14 protein-coding genes are annotated in these 16,366 nt (G+C 59.0%); 1 reads left to right on the top strand and 13 read right to left on the bottom strand.

Annotated features, from left to right (window positions below; translation table 11 throughout):
• Nucleotides 1-18 precede the first annotated feature (18 nt).
• The 10 genes from ACIPY9_RS07715 to ACIPY9_RS07670 form a co-directional block, all read right to left on the bottom strand.
• Nucleotides 19-957 carry a hypothetical protein gene (locus tag ACIPY9_RS07715; RefSeq protein ID WP_400698909.1) on the bottom strand — a complete coding sequence of 313 codons (939 nt, stop codon included), beginning with the start codon at nt 955-957 and terminating at the stop codon, nt 19-21.
• Between the two features lie 57 nt (nt 958-1,014).
• Nucleotides 1,015-3,417 carry a hypothetical protein gene (locus tag ACIPY9_RS07710; protein WP_400698906.1) on the bottom strand — a complete coding sequence of 801 codons (2,403 nt, stop codon included), beginning with the start codon at nt 3,415-3,417 and terminating at the stop codon, nt 1,015-1,017.
• Nucleotides 3,418-3,430: 13 nt separating this feature from the next.
• On the bottom strand, nt 3,431-4,576 hold the full coding sequence (locus tag ACIPY9_RS07705) for a hypothetical protein (RefSeq protein ID WP_400698904.1): 1,146 nt from the start codon (nt 4,574-4,576) through the stop codon (nt 3,431-3,433).
• Entirely contained in the window at nt 4,555-5,994 is a 1,440-nt protein-coding gene (locus tag ACIPY9_RS07700; protein ID WP_400698902.1) for an alkaline phosphatase family protein, read from the bottom strand. The genes ACIPY9_RS07705 and ACIPY9_RS07700 overlap by 22 nt, the downstream gene beginning before the upstream one ends.
• The gene (eboE, locus tag ACIPY9_RS07695) at nt 5,984-7,210 is read right to left on the bottom strand and encodes a metabolite traffic protein EboE (RefSeq protein ID WP_400698899.1); all 1,227 of its coding nucleotides are present in this window, start codon (nt 7,208-7,210) and stop codon (nt 5,984-5,986) included. The genes ACIPY9_RS07700 and eboE overlap by 11 nt, the downstream gene beginning before the upstream one ends.
• Complete coding sequence (locus ACIPY9_RS07690; RefSeq protein WP_400698896.1) at nt 7,207-8,091, bottom strand: TatD family hydrolase; 885 nt, start codon at nt 8,089-8,091, stop codon at nt 7,207-7,209. The genes eboE and ACIPY9_RS07690 overlap by 4 nt, the downstream gene beginning before the upstream one ends.
• A 48-nt stretch (nt 8,092-8,139) precedes the next feature.
• Nucleotides 8,140-8,898 (bottom strand): EboA domain-containing protein, encoded by a 759-nt coding sequence (locus tag ACIPY9_RS07685; RefSeq protein WP_400698893.1) that lies wholly within the window; start codon nt 8,896-8,898, stop codon nt 8,140-8,142.
• Nucleotides 8,895-9,779 (bottom strand): UbiA family prenyltransferase, encoded by an 885-nt coding sequence (locus ACIPY9_RS07680; RefSeq protein ID WP_400698890.1) that lies wholly within the window; start codon nt 9,777-9,779, stop codon nt 8,895-8,897. The genes ACIPY9_RS07685 and ACIPY9_RS07680 overlap by 4 nt, the downstream gene beginning before the upstream one ends.
• On the bottom strand, nt 9,776-11,659 hold the full coding sequence (locus ACIPY9_RS07675; protein ID WP_400698887.1) for a 3-dehydroquinate synthase: 1,884 nt from the start codon (nt 11,657-11,659) through the stop codon (nt 9,776-9,778). Before ACIPY9_RS07675 ends, ACIPY9_RS07680 begins: the two co-directional genes overlap by 4 nt.
• Before the next feature lie 334 nt (nt 11,660-11,993).
• Nucleotides 11,994-12,725: a nitroreductase family protein gene (locus tag ACIPY9_RS07670; protein WP_400698884.1), complete on the bottom strand. Its 732-nt coding sequence runs from the start codon at nt 12,723-12,725 to the stop codon at nt 11,994-11,996.
• Between the two features lie 97 nt (nt 12,726-12,822).
• Here ACIPY9_RS07670 and ACIPY9_RS07665 point away from each other — a divergent pair, with 97 nt between their 5' ends.
• On the top strand, nt 12,823-13,455 hold the full coding sequence (locus ACIPY9_RS07665; RefSeq protein WP_400698882.1) for a TetR/AcrR family transcriptional regulator: 633 nt from the start codon (nt 12,823-12,825) through the stop codon (nt 13,453-13,455).
• On the opposite strand, the gene ACIPY9_RS07660 is transcribed toward ACIPY9_RS07665, so the two are convergent.
• The 3 genes from ACIPY9_RS07660 to ACIPY9_RS07650 are packed head-to-tail and all read right to left on the bottom strand — an operon-like array spanning nt 13,448 to nt 16,245.
• Nucleotides 13,448-14,368 carry a sugar ABC transporter substrate-binding protein gene (locus ACIPY9_RS07660; RefSeq protein WP_400698879.1) on the bottom strand — a complete coding sequence of 307 codons (921 nt, stop codon included), beginning with the start codon at nt 14,366-14,368 and terminating at the stop codon, nt 13,448-13,450. The two genes, ACIPY9_RS07665 and ACIPY9_RS07660, sit on opposite strands and share 8 nt — an antisense overlap.
• Nucleotides 14,369-14,419: 51 nt before the next feature.
• Nucleotides 14,420-15,226: a TIM barrel protein gene (locus ACIPY9_RS07655; RefSeq protein WP_400698876.1), complete on the bottom strand. Its 807-nt coding sequence runs from the start codon at nt 15,224-15,226 to the stop codon at nt 14,420-14,422.
• Nucleotides 15,223-16,245 (bottom strand): Gfo/Idh/MocA family oxidoreductase, encoded by a 1,023-nt coding sequence (locus ACIPY9_RS07650; RefSeq protein ID WP_400699105.1) that lies wholly within the window; start codon nt 16,243-16,245, stop codon nt 15,223-15,225. The genes ACIPY9_RS07655 and ACIPY9_RS07650 overlap by 4 nt, the downstream gene beginning before the upstream one ends.
• Nucleotides 16,246-16,366 lie beyond the last annotated feature (121 nt).

Below are 16,366 nucleotides of genomic sequence, written 5' to 3'. Positions count from 1 at the left end.
GGCATTCGTCCTTGTCTGTCAGGGCTTGTCAGGCATGATGCTGTTCCATTGCGCTTTCTTGCCGTTGCTCAAGGAGCTGGGCGGATTGAACAGCTGGCAGGGCTGGGGATTTGTCGGGCACATTTTCGCCACCTGGTCCCAGGTCGTGGCCGGGTCCGGCTTGCTCACCCGAAAGTTGGTGTAGTTCTGGCTGACGATAGGGGCATTGGCGGTGGAGACATCGCCTGAAAAGAAGAAGGACTGAGGGTGGCGATAGGGCGGTTGCCCGGTCGCATCGCGGGTGGCGTTCTTGAAGAATGAGTAGCCGAACAGAATCGGCCCCTCCGGCCCCTTAACATTGATGGAATAGGCCTGAACGCTGGCGTTCAGGTTCTTGCTGCGGTCGACGCTATAGGGCAGATGCTGGATGAAGTCCTGACGCGGAGGGTGGTTCATGGGCGAGAACAGACAGCAGGCCGGCATGTCCTTGGGACGGTCCTGCTCGTAGGTCAGGAAGTACGCCTTGTTGCCCAGCGACACAAAGGAGCAGGTGTAGTTGTTGTCCTTGATCGGGAAGATCGGCAGGCAGTATTTCTCGTAGTGCTCCATCATCGCGCCGTAGCCATCGCCATCGGCCGGGATGTAGGTGGTGTCGTAATAGCTCGTGCCTCTGGAAACGCTGTAATCGCCAGGTTTCAGGGTGCTGGGCGGGTCGCTGTAGGGCGGTGGATTGGTCTGGTAGTTGTTCATGACCCGATACATCGTCCAGTCGCTGACCCAGTACGCCGGGAAGAACGGGTCGCTGGGGTCGGTCGCATGCCGTTTGGCGATGCAGTTGCCGTTCAGTTCATTGCAACCGGCAGTGTTGTGGACCCCTCTGGTGGGATAGATATCGGGGCTGCCAGATTGGGCGAATGAAATGTTGCACGCCAGTAAGGTCGACAACATGAACAGCCTGATCAAAATGCTGGGCTTCATACGACACTCCTTTGAAATGGCGGGTGGCCGATCGACCACCCGCGTTCCTGCCTGTGCTTAACAGCCTTTCTGGAAGTCACTCATGCTCAACGGCATGGGCGGATAGTTGAGCTTCACCAGCGATTGCGCCCACAGCTCCAGCACGGCTCGACGGCTTTGCGGCATGTCACGGGTGATGGGCATCGCCAGCGTGCTTTCCTCCTGATACGGCTTGCTGATCAAGACGATCAGCTGGTCGACCGCGCCTTCTATGCGCGACAGGGAATTGAGCGGCATGTACTTGCTCATGATCGGGTACAGGTAATAGAAGGGCTCCAGAATCCGGGGGTAGATAAACTGCTCCCAGATCAGCACGCGAGCATCCTGTTGGGTGCAGATGCCGTTCCAATAGTCGATGAAATCCTGTTGCAACTGAGGTTCCTGAGGCAGGACCCGCAGCGGCGCCAGAAAATCGGTATAGGCCGACATGTAATTGAAGCTGAACGGAATCTCGGGCGGTTGCGCGCCTTCCTGCACGAAGAAGCGAAGGGTCGGGAAGCCGGGTGCCTGGGCGGTGAACGTCAATTGAGCGATACCATTGGCATCGGTCTTGATCGAGGTCACGCTGTAATTCACTGAGCTGGCACCTTTGCCTTCCAGCGTGCCTTGTCGGGCGACGGCATTGGACAGCGACAGGCAAGGCGTCAATTCCAGCGCTGTCGGGTTGCTCAGGTAGGATTGATAGCTGACCCCGGTATCAGTAGCGGCCTTCAGTGCGCTTGCCATCAGTGGAGGAAGGATTTCAGTAAGCTGGCGACCGCTACCATCGCTTGCCTGACTCAATACTGGCGGCATATTGAGGAATTGCGGCAGGACGGATGTGTTCTGTTCATAGCCGGGCGGGTAGTTATCGAACAGCGTGAAGTCGGCTGCATTACTGAATGCCAGATAGTAATCGCTGGTCGTCACCGAAAAGGCGTTGTTGTACTCCGCTACCCAGATCACAGTGTTCTGAGCTGGCTTGCCGTCATACTGCACCATGATGTTCAGCGTCTTGGTATCGCCGACATCAATGAAACTGGCGCTCTCCACGACTTCGGCGGTCCACATCTGCTGGCTGGCTGCGGTCGAAGGCGTCGAGCCTTGCAGTTGCAGCTCCAGTGGCCCGCTTTGCAGCGTGGTGATGGCATCGGGCGTCAGGGCAAGATCGAGAATGCCAGAGCGTTTGTCGAAGGCCGATTGTTGATACTGATCGAATCCAAAGCTCGCGACCGGGTTGAATTGCCCGTTGCTACGCACTCCCACCTGGAAGTCTCCGGCCTGGAATTTCTCTGCAACGAGAACCGGTGCACTCTTGTCGACCGGATAGAACGGAAAACCGGTTCCCAGGTCCAGCGACAGCGTGTTGCTATCGGGCAGCACCTGAGCCGAAATCACACCGAGCTGGATTGTCGCCCCTGGCGGAAGGGGCGTATCGCCCGGTGTGGTCTTGTAAACACTGATAGGTGAGGCTGGAACCAGACGTTGTCCGGCAGGTGCAGTCGGGAACTCATCCTCGAACCATAATCCCAGTGTGCCGGCAGTTCGGCTGTAAGCGGGGTTGAAAAAGATATCGGCAACGTTATCCAGGCCTTTCTGATACATGGCCTGCATCTCGGCCATTATTTTCGCCGGATCTTCGCCCGGGGTGGGGTGAGTGATAAAAGGCGGATAGTCGTTGAAGATGCCGTTCCTGTCGTAGCAAGTCAGGTAAGTCGTAAAACGGAACATCAAACCTTGGGCGTTTTGTTGCTCCATCTGCTGCTGAAGGTTCTGCAGCAGCACCGAGTTGCCTGTCACCCATTGCAGGTTTTCCTTGGGGAAACAGCTCTGCCAGGTGGTGGTGACATAGTTCAACCCACCGAATGCTGCCCAGTTGAAGTTCAGAAAGCGATCAAGCATGCGGTACTGGCGGTTGAGGGTCAGCCCGCACTGGCTGTCGCCCAGCACCAGCTTGTCGAAATACAGGGCTGTAAAGGTGTTCTGCCAGGGGCTCACATCAACGAAGCGGGCGGGTGTCTGTGCAGTGCTGCCAAAGGGGTTGCCCACCAGTTGGTAGCTCTTGTTGATCAGGTCATCCTGGCTGATGTAGCTGTTGTTCTGCAGCTCGCCACCAATGATCAGGGACTGGATGTCCTTGTAGCCCACCGTACCGCAGCCATTGTCACCGAACAGGTTCCACTCACCGGGAATACCGCTTGCGCCGGAGTTGGTCGGTACTTGCAATACATAGTCGGGGACCTTGGGAATCGGCGCGATGGTCCAGGGCAGCAGCGTGCTGCTGGCGTTGGCCGGGGTGACGCCGTACTCGGCCAGGAATGGCCAGTTCATTTGCATCTTGACCGCATCGTAGAGCGGAAACATGTCGTTGTTATTCGCCGTCGGCGGGTTCCAGAACATGTGGCCGTTGAGATAGATGCGAGGGAAATTCAACACGCTCATAGGGTCATGCTCCTTAACGTTTCCAATGGGCGCGTTTCAGCGACCAGACGAAGTCCAGTTTTTCGTAGCCGGCATAGGCCGAGTCGGGCAGTTCCTTGAGCGGGTAAGCGATGCCGTCCTTTTCCGGGAGTGCAAAGTTGAAATAACCCTTGGTCTTGGAGTAGGCCGCCGTGCTATGGCAGGCCAGACAGTCGGAGTTGCTTTGAAAGGCAGACTCTAACTGCGAGTTGGCCAGTAGCTGGCCACTGTTCTGGTACTGGACGCCGATCAGCTCGTACTGGGCCAGCCCGGGGTATTGGGCCTGGAAAGCGCTGTTGACCGGTTGTGCCGCCGGCGTGGGGCCGGTGCTGTTGGTCATCGGTTGTGCCGGGGCGGCATTGGTCACGCTGTATTTGCTGTTGTGCTTGTTCTCGAAAGTGGTCCAGACCCAGTTGGGTGACAACTTGTTGATGACATGCATGCCGCTGAGTGCGGCATAACCCACGTTGTAGGTTTTTTCGTCATCCTCCAGGTAATAGGCCTGAATGATGTAATAGCCATCGTCGCTCAACTGCTTCATGAAGGCCTGATCCGCACCGATCCACAGCCAGGAGGTTTTCAACTCCCAGGCTGTCGAGGGAAAGTTCAGGTTACTGGTCAGGGCAGCCTGACCGTTCGCGTTATAGACCTGCTGCTGCACGATGTAATTGAAGGTGTCTTCACTCATCTGCAAGTGAAAGCGTACGGGCTTGCCGCGTTGCGCCTCGGGCACCTGATTGCCCATTTGCAGGATCAACCCGTCCACCTGTTGCACGCTGTCCAGGTTCTGGAAGACGCGCTGCATATTCATGCCCATTTCCAGCGCCTTGGCTTGTACTGCAATGGGCAGTTTTTCGCGTTCGGCATAGGGCAGGGGTTGTGCACCGTTGCTCAGGTAGACCTGATCGGTAGGCTTGAGGGTTTCCCAGAGGCGGTTGATGCTGCCTTGGGCGGCCGGCTGGTTCAGGCAGGCAAACCAGTTCCAGGCCATGGTTTCAGGGCTTTGCTCGAAGGCTGTCCAGGTCGCGCCGGGATTCGCGCCGAATTTGAACAGATTGGTACAGTCGAAAGGGGCTGGGGTCTGGGCCTGAGCCAGACCTGCCACAGCTGTCAGAACGCTTACATAAAGGGCTCGCCGCATGAAATCTCCTTGGCATCGGCCTGATCACGGTGATGGCGCCCCCGGAAATACTCCAGGAGCAGTTGCTTCACGGCCGTTGCCGGAAGACGCTCCGGCAAGGGCAGTTCGCAATCTGTAATAAGTAACGGACCTGACTGTTCATCGCTGGGCAAGCGTCCATGGCTGCCGCGAATCAGTCGGGTATCGAGGGGAATCAGGTCCATGTAGTAGCGAAAGCCGAGCTTTTTCTGCAGCAGACGGCGCGCCACTTTCAGTTTGGGGAAACGGATGGCCGGGTCGATGAACAGCTCCAGCGGGTCGTAACCGGGTTTTCGGTGGATGTCCACGGTACGGGCAAAATCCGGAGCCTTGCGATCATCGAACCAGTAGTAGTAATCGAACCAGTAACCGGCTTCTGCAACGGCGACCAGCTCACCGCTGCGCGGGTGGTCGAGCTGCCAGACGTGCTGCTCGGCCTTGTCCAGCACCTGCTCGATGCCTGGCTGGCGTTGCAACAGGGCTTTGACGGCAGGGATGTCTTGAGCACGCTTCACATAAATGTGGGCGATCTGGTGGTCCACCACGGCAAAGGCTGCGCTGGCACCGGGGTCGAGCAACTCCCAGGAGAGGGACTGGCGCACCTGCAGCAAGCCTTCCGAGCGTAGCACCCGATTGATGGACACCGACTGCTGGACGGCTTCTATGCCGTATTCCGAAAGCAGCATGACCCTGGCGCCTTGCTGTCTGGCGAAGCTCAGCAAACGCCCGACCTCATGGTCGATGGCCCTGACTTCATCGGCAATCGAGGGGTGGTCAGGCCCTACGCGTTGCAGGCTGTAATCCAGATGCGGCAGATAGACCAGTTGCAGGTGCGGGCGATTGAGCCTGAATTCGGCCATGGCGCAATCCACGATCCAGCGACTGGAGGCGATGCCGGCGGCCGGCCCCCAGAAGCCCGGGAACGGGAACTCGCCAATCTGCTGCTCGATGACTTCGTGCAAGGAGGCTGGCGAAGAATACAGGCCGAACATCTTGCGTCCGTCGGCGGGGTAGTGAGGTCGTGGCGTGATGGCAGCGTCCACGTCGGCGTACATGTTGAACCACCAGAACAACTGACTGATGCGAAAATCGGGGTGCTCACGCTTGAGGGCGTGCCAGACCTTTTCCCCTTGTATCAGGTCGTTGGGTTGCAACCAGAAACGCACCTCGGCCTGATCGCGGAAATACCAGCCATTGCCGACGATGCCATGCTTCGAGGGCGGCTGGCCGGTCAGGATGGACGCCTGCACCGTGGACGTCACGGCAGGAAAGACCGGTTGCAGATGAGCCATCTGCGCGTGTTCAAGCAAGGCGTTGATATGCGGCGTGGCGTCACCCAGCAAGCCGGGCGTCAACCCCACCACATTGATCAGCAACAATGGCGGCAGGTCAGCTCGCATCCGCATAGGCCTTTTGCTGGTGGGTATGAGGCCGCAGTAATCCCCGCTGGCGCAGTTGCTCTTCGACCCATTGCAACTCGGAAGCAATACCCGTCAACAAGGCCTGTTCGGTCTGTGGCCGTAGCGTGGAAGGCAGCACGTTCCAGCTGTAGGTTTCCGTTTCCAGCACGGGCTGGAAATCGGGATGGTCTGCCAGGAAGTCGAAGGTCTGGGCCAGGGCGTGCTGACTGCCACTCAGTTCAGGCAGCAACAGCTGCTTGCTGAACAGCGGCACATGAAAATGAATCCGCAGCTCCTTGCCTTGCCCAGGGCTCGCAAGCGCCGCAGGCAGATCGGCCCAGGCTTTCAACCGGCCTTGCGGGTCCAGGGTCTTGACCTGATGCAGATACGTGGCCTCGACAAAATGCCCCAGCGCATCGAGCACCTGTTCACGGCGCGTGTCGCCCTTGGCGGGCAGGTGACAGATCATCGCGTTGGACAACTGGATCTTGCCCACCGGAATCCCGGCCTTGCACAGTTTCTCGAGGGACTCGTAGCAGTGCTCGAAGACCACCGCCTGATGGCAGACATCAAAGCACAGTGCCAGATGCTCATGATGGGGATCGCGTGCTTGCAGACTCTGGAAGAACGCAATGGCCTGCGTGGTGTTTTCAAGCACGCAGTCAGGCTCCATTTCCAGGCAGATCACGATCTTCTTGCCGGTTTCCTGGCGAAGTCTCGCCAGGGAGGACGTCAATTGCCCTAGAAACTGTTCGGCACGCTGTTGATGCTCCGGACTCCAGTGCGCGGCGTAACCCAGTGGCACGGTCGAGATCACGCCCTGATCGCAATCGGCCGGCAAGGCCTGCGCCAGAATCTCCGCCAATTGCAGGCTGTAGGCCAGACGCTCGGGGTCTGCCCAACTGGGCAGATACACCTCGGCCTTGACCGCGCCCTGGTGAAACTGGCCATAGGGAAAACCGTTGAGGGAGGTCAGGCGCAAGCCGGAACGTTTCAATACTTCCAGAAAGGTCTTGCGCGCCTTTACATCCTGTAGCTCCTGCGCGGCCTGGGCGCTGATCCACAGTCCGCTGTCCTGTTCGGTCAGTTGCCGTTGCTGGCGTACGGCCTGGAAATGCTGCTCGATCGAGGCACAGAGCTCGGCCAGCCCGGGAGCCGGGTGTACGTTGCTGCAATAGCCGATCCGGGCGGCGGTCCAACCGGTGGCGGCACTCATTTGACCACCGGATCCTGGCCACGCAGGGCCGAGTTTTCCTGCCATTGTTTACGCTGGTCGATGGGCAGCGGGGTGCTGACCAGTCTCTTGTCCAGTTGCCCGCTCTGGGCGAAGAAGTCCACCGGGTTGTGGAACAGAACCTGTTCGACCTGAGCCTCGGTGAACCCGGCCGCCAACATGGCCTGACCGGTCTTGGGCACTTTGAGCGGGTCACTGATGCCCCAGTCGGCGGCGCTGTTGACCACCATTTTTTCGGTGCCGTATTCCTTGAGCAGCGCGACCATGCGCTGTTCCGACATCTTGGTGTTGGGGTAGATCGAGTGGCCGCGCCAGCAGTCGCTGTCCAGCACCAGAGGCAGGGTCAGTTCGTTCAAGTGGTCAATGATGACCAGGTTTTCGGCAATACCGACTTCACGGATCACGGCCAGGGTGCGCTTGGTGCCACCAATCTTGTCGCGATGCGGGGTGTGGACCAGTACAGGCAGATTGAACTGCCTGGCCAGCTCCAGTTGAGCACAGAGAAAGCGGTCCTCCTCGAGCGTAATGTCGTCGTAGCCGATTTCACCGATCGCCACCACGCCGTCCTTGACCAGATAGCGGGGCAGGATTTCCAGCACCTCATTGGCAATCGACAGGTTATTGGCCTCCTTGGGGTTGAGGCCGATGGTGCAGAAGTGATGGATGCCGAACATGCTGGCGCGAAAGCGTTCCCAGCCGAGCAGGGTGTCGAAGTAATCGACAAAACTGCCGACGCTGGTGCGTGCCTGACCCTGCCAGAAGGCAGGTTCGATGACCCCGGTGATGCCGGCGGCGGCCATGTTCTGATAGTCGTCGGTTGTACGGCTGACCATATGAATGTGCGGATCGAAGTACTTCAGCATGGAACGTCCTCGCAGAACAGAAAGGGGATAAGGGGAGCGTGTCAGGCGTTAACGAAAGTGTTCTGCCCATTCAGGGGGCAGACGCTGCGCTTGAATGAGTTGCGCAAGCCGTTGGTGTTGAGGCCCCGTCAGCAGCGCAAAGGCGATGACATGAACCAGCCCGGTGGACACGGGGCGTTCGGCAGCCAGTTGCTCTTCCATCGCGTCCAGAGCGAGTTGGTTGAACCCGCTGCTGCGGCGCTCCGGCAGGCCGAGCAGACGCTGGACATCCAGCCCCATGCCCAAGGCTTTCAGGACCAGTTGATGAAAGGCGCGCTCCCCGTAGTGACTGGATGGAAAAGGGTTATCCAGCGCCAGGGCGGCAAAGACCTGGCTGTTATGGGTGCGACCGGCTTGCTGGGCCAGGTCCAGGCATTGCCCGGTGGCATCGAACCAGTCCAGCGCCTTGAGGATGGCAATCTTTTCCTGATCGTCTCCCCAGGCAAAGAACTGGCGCAGCAACGGCGACCGCTCGGCCGGTGCCTGATGTTTCAGGGCTTCGGCCAGCAGCAGTACCCGGGCTTTCTGGGTTTTCGTCCAGGTGACGTTATCGGCCGTGTCCTGTTCGACCAGATGGCGTTTGCACTGGCTGCTCAGGCGTATCAGGGTATTGGCGTCCGGCTGTTGCGCGACCTGTTGCAGCGCGTCTTCCCACCAGTTCACTTCCGGGAGTTGCAGCTTTTTAGTGAAGCGTTGTCGTTGCTCGGACAGGATGTCTTCCCTGAGCTCAAGTGCCTCACATCCGTTCGGGGCCATGTTCATGCTCATGTCGGTTTGATCCAGCGTTGGAAGCGAGGGAGCAGGAAAAACACCAGCACGCAGAAAAGACTGGCCCAGGGTTGTTCCGCCAGCGCCAGTACCATGGCGTCGAACAGCGGCAATGCCGCCAGACCGGCCCCGATGAAGGCTCGTATCTGACGATGCTGCGGGTCGGCCAGGTGTCGCCAGTAATTGCGTCCCAGCCAGCCGAGCCAGATCAGCAGTACCAGCCAGAACATGGCATTGCTGGCGTAGCTGACCAGGATCAGCGGGCTCAGCATCAGAATCAGCGGAAAGCGGCTGACCAACTGGTTGCGATGTTCCTGTCTTGCCAGATAGGTCAGGCCGCTGATGTAGGCGCCCAGCAGCAATGCACACAACCATATGGGTTGCGAAGGCACGCTAAGGCTTGCGGCTGCCGTCAGGTAAAGCGCCGAGCGGCAGGCCCCCATCAACCAGACGCTGTGGGGGTATTTCTTGTGCAACAGGTTGTAGGCCAGGATGAAGCCCAGCAGCAATGTCGCGCTGCCCAGCAGCCAGTCGGGTTCTTCGATCAACTGGCTCAGGCCGAGTACCGATACGGCTGCCAGCAGAATCAGAACGCCGGTGGCCAACGCGACCTGCTGGCGGCTGACCAGCCCGAGGGTGATGGGGCGCGGATTGTCGTGTTGCCGGTCCCAGTCGGCGTCCAGCAGGTCATTCAGAAACATGCCGAACAGGTAGAGCACCGACAGGACGGCCAGCAGCAATACCCAGACCGCGATCGATGGCGGGGCGAGGGCTCCGGCGCTGCTGGCCAGCAGGGCAGCGGCCAGGGTGTTGGTCCATACCGTCGGCAGATTGGAAACACGGCCAAGGGTCATCCAGGTCTTCAAGGCAATCGGGCTCATTCCGGGCAACTCTTGGTCCAGGTGAGAGACGAAGTGCTGTAGGAGGAGAGGCGCTGCAAGGCCTGCTCCATCAGCGAAAAATCGATCTCGTGCAGGTCGGTGGATTCACCCAGACGGGTGAGCATCGGTATGGAAAGTTGTCCGCCCAGGTGCTGCCTGAACTCTTCCAGCCCCTGGACGATCAGCGAGCGGCCTTGCGAGTCCTTGAGCAACAGTTCCGGCGGGTTCAGGCAGAAACCCAGCTGGACGAGCACATGCAGCAGGCGTTCGGTGTCGGTGTCCGACAACAGGCCTGTCGCATTGGCATAAAGCGCATCCAGCGCCATGCCCACGGCAACAGCTTCACCATGGCGCAAGCGGTGCTTGCTCAGGTTTTCCAGCTTGTGGGCGGACCAGTGCCCGTAATCCAGCGGTCGACCGTTGCCGCGCTCGAAGGGATCGCCCGCGCCGGTGATATGCCCCAGGTGCAGCTCTGCGCAACGTCGAATGGCGTAGCGACTGGCGCCGTGCTCGAAGGTCGCCAGCTCCCGGACGTGTTGCTCCATCCACTGGAAAAAGGCTGAATCCTTGATGACAGCGACTTTCACGGCCTCGGCCAGCCCCGCGATACAGTCCCGGTGTGACAGGCTGCGCAACATCTGGAAGTCATTGATGACGGCATTGGCAGGGCAGAAAGCGCCGAGCAGGTTCTTCTGGCCAAAGGCATTGATGCCGTTCTTCACCCCGATACCGGCATCATTCTGTGCCAAGACTGTGGTAGGAATACGGATCAGGCGCATGCCGCGATGGAAGGTGGCACAGGCATAACCCACCGCATCCAGTACGGCGCCACCGCCCATTGCCAGCACGTAGCAATGCCTGTCCAGCCCCTGTTGCAGCATGTGCTCATACAACTGATGAAGGACGTGCGGGGTCTTGCTCAGTTCTCCGGCTGGCACCGCGATGGGGGGCGCCTGCAAACGCAAGTCGTGACGGTAGGCAGCAAAGTAGGTGTCGATTTGCGGCAGCAAGTGGGGTGAAGCGCTCAGAAGCTGCTCGTCAGCAAAGATCAGCACCGTGACCGGCCCTGTCTGTTGTGCCGTGAGCTGTGTGTGCAGGCAGTCATTGGCCGGGTCGAACAGGTGATCGGTAAACACCACCGGGTAGTCGTAACTGACCTCGAATCGGCCTTGCAGCGGACGGTCCGTGTTCTTGGAAACCCGGTTCTTCACGCCTTTGACCAGGCTGCGTCCTGCCATGAACAGGCCGGGGAGTACCATGCTGGCCAGGACCGTGATCAGCAGGGCATCCTGCTCCATGAGGTAGGTGCCTATGGCGCTGTAGGCTAGGGCGAGTCCGGCATTGGCCAGGGTGGTGACCACCAGGAACTGGCGCAGCGAATAACGCTGCATGCCCGCGGCCACGACGGACGTTTCGGCCAGTACCGGCACGCCACGAAGGCAGATCAACGAAAGCGTATTGAGCTGATAGGCCAGTTGCCCCGGACGACGGTTACTGACTGCCAGACGCCTTGAGAGCAAACGCAAGTAGCCAGCGCCGAGTGCATAGCCCATACCGGCCCCCAGGCAAAGGCCGATGAAAATGACGAAATACCCTCCCAGACTGCCCAGCAGGGCGACGGCCAACAGCGCCACCATGCTGGACGGCACAGGCAATACGACGTCGAATGCAAGCAATGCAATCAATAGCAGGGCGAGATTCAACTTCTGGATGGGGTCTGACGGAATAGTCAGGCTTAAACCCGACAGGAAGTGTTCTATCTGTTGACCAAACAACAGGAAACTGGCGATTACCAGCCCCGAAAAACAAAGTAACGACAGCCACCAACTTCCTGCCGCTCCTGTTTTCGAGAGCGCACGATACAACTGGCCACGCTTCATCAAGCATCCCTCTTGGTTGTTATGACTCAATGTCCTTGTCAGATAGTTCAAACAGCATCCGGGGCGGGCATTACTCCTGTCGATACAACCAGACGGGCAGGGCACCTGAGGGCTCAGGGCTCGAATGAATAGGAATGTAGTTGAGTGCTAGCGTTTTGCAAGTATGTGAAATGACAGAATTTGCAGAGGAAGTTCCGGGCTTTGCAAGACCGTTTTCAAGAAGGGATAGCAGGGTAATAAAACGGTTTTACATTTATTAATGAGACTTGTTATCACTTTGTGAAAGTTACAGCAGCCGATAATGGAACGGTCCGGCTGCTATTGAATAGTTTCTTTAATGCGCAATCACCAGATCAGTCATGGGTTGACGCCAGCGTTCTTCAATCCTTGCGTCATCGGCGCGATACCCCAGTGCGACCACCAATGGAATCACCGACCCGCGTGGCAGTTTGAGCAGGCTGGCAACCTGAGAAGCCGAAAAGCCTTCCATCGGGCAGGAGTCGATTCCTTTGGCAGCCGCTCCCAGCATGAGGGTCTGGGCTGCGAAGATGGCGTTGCGTGCGGCCCACTGGCGGCTGCCGATGTGACCTATGGGAATCAGGGACAAGGTGGGGCGAATCAGGGCGGCAAGCAGGACCAGCGGTGACCACAAGGCAGAAGACCCGATTCCCAGGATCTTCTGGAACATCCCGACCTGTTTGCGGTAGTAGGCTTTTGAGTCCTGTCCCAGCGCTGCGGAGCGTTCGACATGCTCAAGCTGAGCCCTGGCGGTACGAAGCCCGAGTGCGGGACTTGCCACAAAGACAATGAACTCTGCCGCCGATGCCGCGGCTTTCTGCCCATTGCAGGCTGTTGCCATGCGCGCCTTCAAGGACGGTTCCCGGACCCAGTGCAGTTCGTAAGGCTGCATGTTTCCGCTTGAGGGGGCGCAGGTCGCTTCAGCGAGCAACGCCTTGACGTCATCTTCTGCAAGGGGCGTTGAATTGAATTTGCGGATGGCTCTGCGAAAACGGTTCGCAGACTGGAAATGTTCCCAGGATTGAGGAGCAAGGGCGGGTGTTTTCATGATTGAACGACTCAAGGGCATGGTGGGGTTGTGTTTTCATGCCTCAAAATCGTAAGTTAAAGCTTATATTTTAAAAACTCATGTTCTGGAGCGGTCTGTGAGCAAAAGCCGATCACCCGTCAAGCCCAGGAAAATCCCGGCTCAGGCACGCTCCCGGGCCACGGTCGATGCGATTGTTCAGGCTGCGGCTTACATTTTGACCCGCGATGGTTGGCAAGCATTGACGACCAATGCCATTGCCGAACGTGCAGGCGTCAATATCGGTTCGCTGTATCAGTTCTTCCCGAACAAGGAGGCCGTGATTGCCGAGTTGCAGCGGCGTCACGCGGTGGCCACGCATTCCGACCTGCTCAATGCACTGGAACTCGTGCCGCATCAGGCTTCTCTGCGCGAAGCATTGACCTTGCTCGTCGAGATGATCGTCAGTGAGCACCGTATCGCACCGGCCGTACACAAGGCCATTCATGAAGAGCTGCCACGCACGGTGAGGCACATGGCAGAGGACACGGATCAGCTTCGCAGGCAATTCGCCGAGGTGCTGATGCCGTTCATGAAGAACGTCCCCGACCCGGCGCTTTCGATTTATCTGATGAGTGTTTCTGCCCACGCAATCATCCACACCGTGACAGCCGACCGGCCCGACCTGCTGGGCAGTCCGGGCTTCGTGGCAGAAGTCGTCACACTGCTTGAAAACTACCTGTCCCGGGAGCCACGCCCGGACGCTATTTGAAGTGCTGCGCGAAGGTCGATACCTGATCCGGTTTGATCAGTTGATACGGCACCCAGATATCGGCTTCCACAGGTTCGCCCTTGATCAGGCGCAGCGCGGCGGTGACGGCCTGGCTGGCCTGGGCCTGAGGATCCTGGAACACTGACGCCGCCAGTTGCCCGCGCTTGATCGCGGCCAGGCCATCGGGCAGGCCGTCGATGCCGACCACGGGGGTTGAGCGTTGTCCGGCCTGTTGCAAGGCCATGGCGGCACCGATTGCCATTTCATCATTGTTGGCCACGATGGCGTCGATCTTCACGCCGGCCAGCAACCAGTTACTGGTCAGGTCCATGCCCTTGTCGCGCTGCCACAAGGCACTCTGCTCGCCGACAACCTTGATGTCGGGGTAGTTCTTCAAGACTTGCCTGACCCCTTCGGTTCGCCCCTGGGTCGCGTTTTGCACCAGGTCGCCCATGATGATCGCCAGATTGCCCTTGCCGCCCATTTTCTCGGCCAGATACTGCATCTGTAACTGCCCGGCCTGGGTATCCTGCGAAGCCACGGCCACCACACCGGCGGGCAGTGTGGGCTGATCGGGGCGGCGATTGACGTAGACCAGCGGTACTTTGGCCGTGGTCGCGGCACGGGTGATCTGGCTGGCTGCGGCGGTATCGACCGGCAGCACAATCACCGCATCCACCTTCTGGCTGATAAAGCCTTCGACCTGGCTGAGCTGACGAACCACGTCGCCCTGGGCATCCTCGAAATGAATCTGCACGTTTTCTTTCTTTGCAGCATCGTTCAGGCCGTTGCGTACATAGGTCATGAAGTTGTCGTCGACCTTGGCGATGCTGACGCCGATCCGGTAGTCGGCCAGAACGGCGTGACTGAACAGCAGCATCAGAAAGGCCATGGGCAGTGAGTAGCGAGGCATGATGGTTTTCCTCTTGTTCTTATTGAGTTGAAATTCATCTCTGTAGTGGCCTCAGGCGTACTGCGGAGTCTCCTCCAGCGTAAACGCCTGACGGAAACGCTCCAGTGCAAGGGTTGAATCGCCGCTGGCCCAGCCTTCCAGCCCCACGACGCCTGTGTAGCCGATGCGGTGCAGGGCTCTGGCAATGGCCGGGTAATGGATCTCGCCCGTACCGGGCTCCTGGCGTCCGGGAACATCGGCCACCTGGATTTCACCGATGGCGGTTCCGGTCCGCTGGATCAGTTCGATCAGGTTTCCTTCGCCGATCTGCGCGTGATAGAGGTCCAGGTTCATCTTCAGATGCGGGCTGTCCACGGCCTCGATCAGGGCCAGGGTGTCTTCGGCCTTGGCGAAAGGCGTGCCGGGGTGGTCAACCTGTGTATTGAGGTTTTCCAGCAGGAACACTTTTCCATGGTCCTCGCCCAGCCGGGCTATCTTTTCCAGGGTCTTGCAGGCGCTCAACCACATTCGGCCACTGACATGGCCGACGGGTTTGACCGGAAGGCCTTTTTCCCCCAGCCCCGTGCCGTGCAGGTTGAGGCTGGGGCAGTTCAGGCGTTCGGCAACGGTCAGTGATTCCCGGGCGCTGTCCAGCAGGCGCTGAATGCCCTCGGGGTCTGTCAGGTTGCCCGAGATATAGCCGGTCATGGAGGTGAAGTCAGCGCCGGTGGCGCGCAAGGCCGCGATGTCCTTGGTGGTCCAGTCCCAGATTTCGGCACTGAAGCCCAGCTCATGAATGCGCTGGACACGCTGCACGAAGGGCAGGTCGAGAAACACCATTTCGGCGCTGATGGCCAGTTTGAAAGGGCAGGTGCTCATGCGGAGGCTCCTGGTACCCGAACCGTCTTGCCTTGTTGAACCGACTCGATACAGGCGCGGGCAATGGCCAGGGCCGCACGGGCATCCTCACCGCTGGCCAACGGTTTTTCACCACTGCGCAGGCACTCGGCAAAGTGATTGAGCTCGGCGATGTAGGCATCGCGCAACAGGTCGGTGTCCATGCGCTGGGTGTCAGCCTGAATGCCATCGGCCAGATAGCGGACCAGTTCGGACTGAGCGACGCTACCCATGGTCAGCATGCCCGCACTGCCAAAGACCTCGCCGCGCACATCGTAGCCATAAACCGCCTGGAAATTGGCCTCGGCGGTGGCGATGGCGCCGTTATCGAAGCGAATCGTCACCACGGTGGTGTCGAGCAGGCCTTTGCTCTTGTAGGCCGGTGCCACCAGTGCGTCAGCCATGACATTGACTTCCATGGCACGGGCACCGGGATTCAGGTAGAGAAGGGCATCGAAGTCATGGATCAGGGTTTCCAGAAAAATGACCCATTGCCCGATACCGGCCGGATTGTTCAGCGCCGGGTCACGGGTGACCGAGCGCAGCAGTTGCGGCGTGCCAATCCGGCCCGCCACCACGTCCAGATGCGCCTGGCGAAAGCTTCTGGCAAAACGCCGGTTGAAACCCACTTGCAGCGGCACCCGGGCATCGGCGGCTGCGGCAATGGCGCGGTCGGCTTCGTCCAGCGTAATAGCCATGGGCTTTTCGCAAAAGATGCCTTTGCCGGCACGCGCGGCGGCAATCACCAGCTCGGCATGGCTACGGGCCGGTGCTGCGATCAGTACGCCATCGATGTCCGGATCGTCCAGCAACTGCTGCGGGTCCGTGTAAACCTGTTGAGCGTTCAGTTTCTCGGCCAGACGAGCGGCTTGCCCCGGTGTCGGATCGGCAATGGCGGCGAGGCAGGCTCCCGGAATATGCAGGGCGGCCGTCTGGCCATGAAAACTGCCCATGCGTCCTGCACCGATGAGTCCCAGGCGAATGATCTTGCTCATATGCATGCGTTCCTTGTTGTTATGGAGGTCGAGCGAAGTCATTCGCCCTGACAAGGGCAGAGCAAGCCCTGTGCCATTTGGCAACATGTTGATAGATAAGTAAAAAGTTCGGATTTTGAAAAACGGA

Source organism: Pseudomonas sp. NPDC089734 (assembly GCF_044748865.1).
Lineage (GTDB): Bacteria > Pseudomonadota > Gammaproteobacteria > Pseudomonadales > Pseudomonadaceae > Aquipseudomonas.
The sequence above is the reverse complement of the archived record's forward strand: the minus strand, read 5'-3'. Positions and strand labels throughout refer to the sequence as shown.

Excerpts from the sequence above, each read along its gene's own strand:
- ACIPY9_RS07675 (WP_400698887.1), bottom strand. The coding sequence starts at position 11,659 with ATGAAGCGTGGCCAGTTGTATCGTGCGCTCTCGAAAACAGGAGCGGCA.
- ACIPY9_RS07670 (WP_400698884.1), bottom strand. The coding sequence starts at position 12,725 with ATGAAAACACCCGCCCTTGCTCCTCAATCCTGGGAACATTTCCAGTCT.
- ACIPY9_RS07710 (WP_400698906.1), bottom strand. The coding sequence starts at position 3,417 with ATGAGCGTGTTGAATTTCCCTCGCATCTATCTCAACGGCCACATGTTC.
- ACIPY9_RS07705 (WP_400698904.1), bottom strand. The coding sequence starts at position 4,576 with ATGCGGCGAGCCCTTTATGTAAGCGTTCTGACAGCTGTGGCAGGTCTG.
- ACIPY9_RS07700 (WP_400698902.1), bottom strand. The coding sequence starts at position 5,994 with ATGCGAGCTGACCTGCCGCCATTGTTGCTGATCAATGTGGTGGGGTTG.
- ACIPY9_RS07655 (WP_400698876.1), bottom strand. The coding sequence starts at position 15,226 with ATGAGCACCTGCCCTTTCAAACTGGCCATCAGCGCCGAAATGGTGTTT.
- ACIPY9_RS07650 (WP_400699105.1), bottom strand. The coding sequence starts at position 16,245 with ATGCATATGAGCAAGATCATTCGCCTGGGACTCATCGGTGCAGGACGC.
- ACIPY9_RS07690 (WP_400698896.1), bottom strand. The coding sequence starts at position 8,091 with ATGCTGAAGTACTTCGATCCGCACATTCATATGGTCAGCCGTACAACC.
- eboE (WP_400698899.1), bottom strand. The coding sequence starts at position 7,210 with ATGAGTGCCGCCACCGGTTGGACCGCCGCCCGGATCGGCTATTGCAGC.
- ACIPY9_RS07660 (WP_400698879.1), bottom strand. The coding sequence starts at position 14,368 with ATGCCTCGCTACTCACTGCCCATGGCCTTTCTGATGCTGCTGTTCAGT.
- ACIPY9_RS07685 (WP_400698893.1), bottom strand. The coding sequence starts at position 8,898 with ATGAGCATGAACATGGCCCCGAACGGATGTGAGGCACTTGAGCTCAGG.
- ACIPY9_RS07715 (WP_400698909.1), bottom strand. The coding sequence starts at position 957 with ATGAAGCCCAGCATTTTGATCAGGCTGTTCATGTTGTCGACCTTACTG.
- ACIPY9_RS07680 (WP_400698890.1), bottom strand. The coding sequence starts at position 9,779 with ATGAGCCCGATTGCCTTGAAGACCTGGATGACCCTTGGCCGTGTTTCC.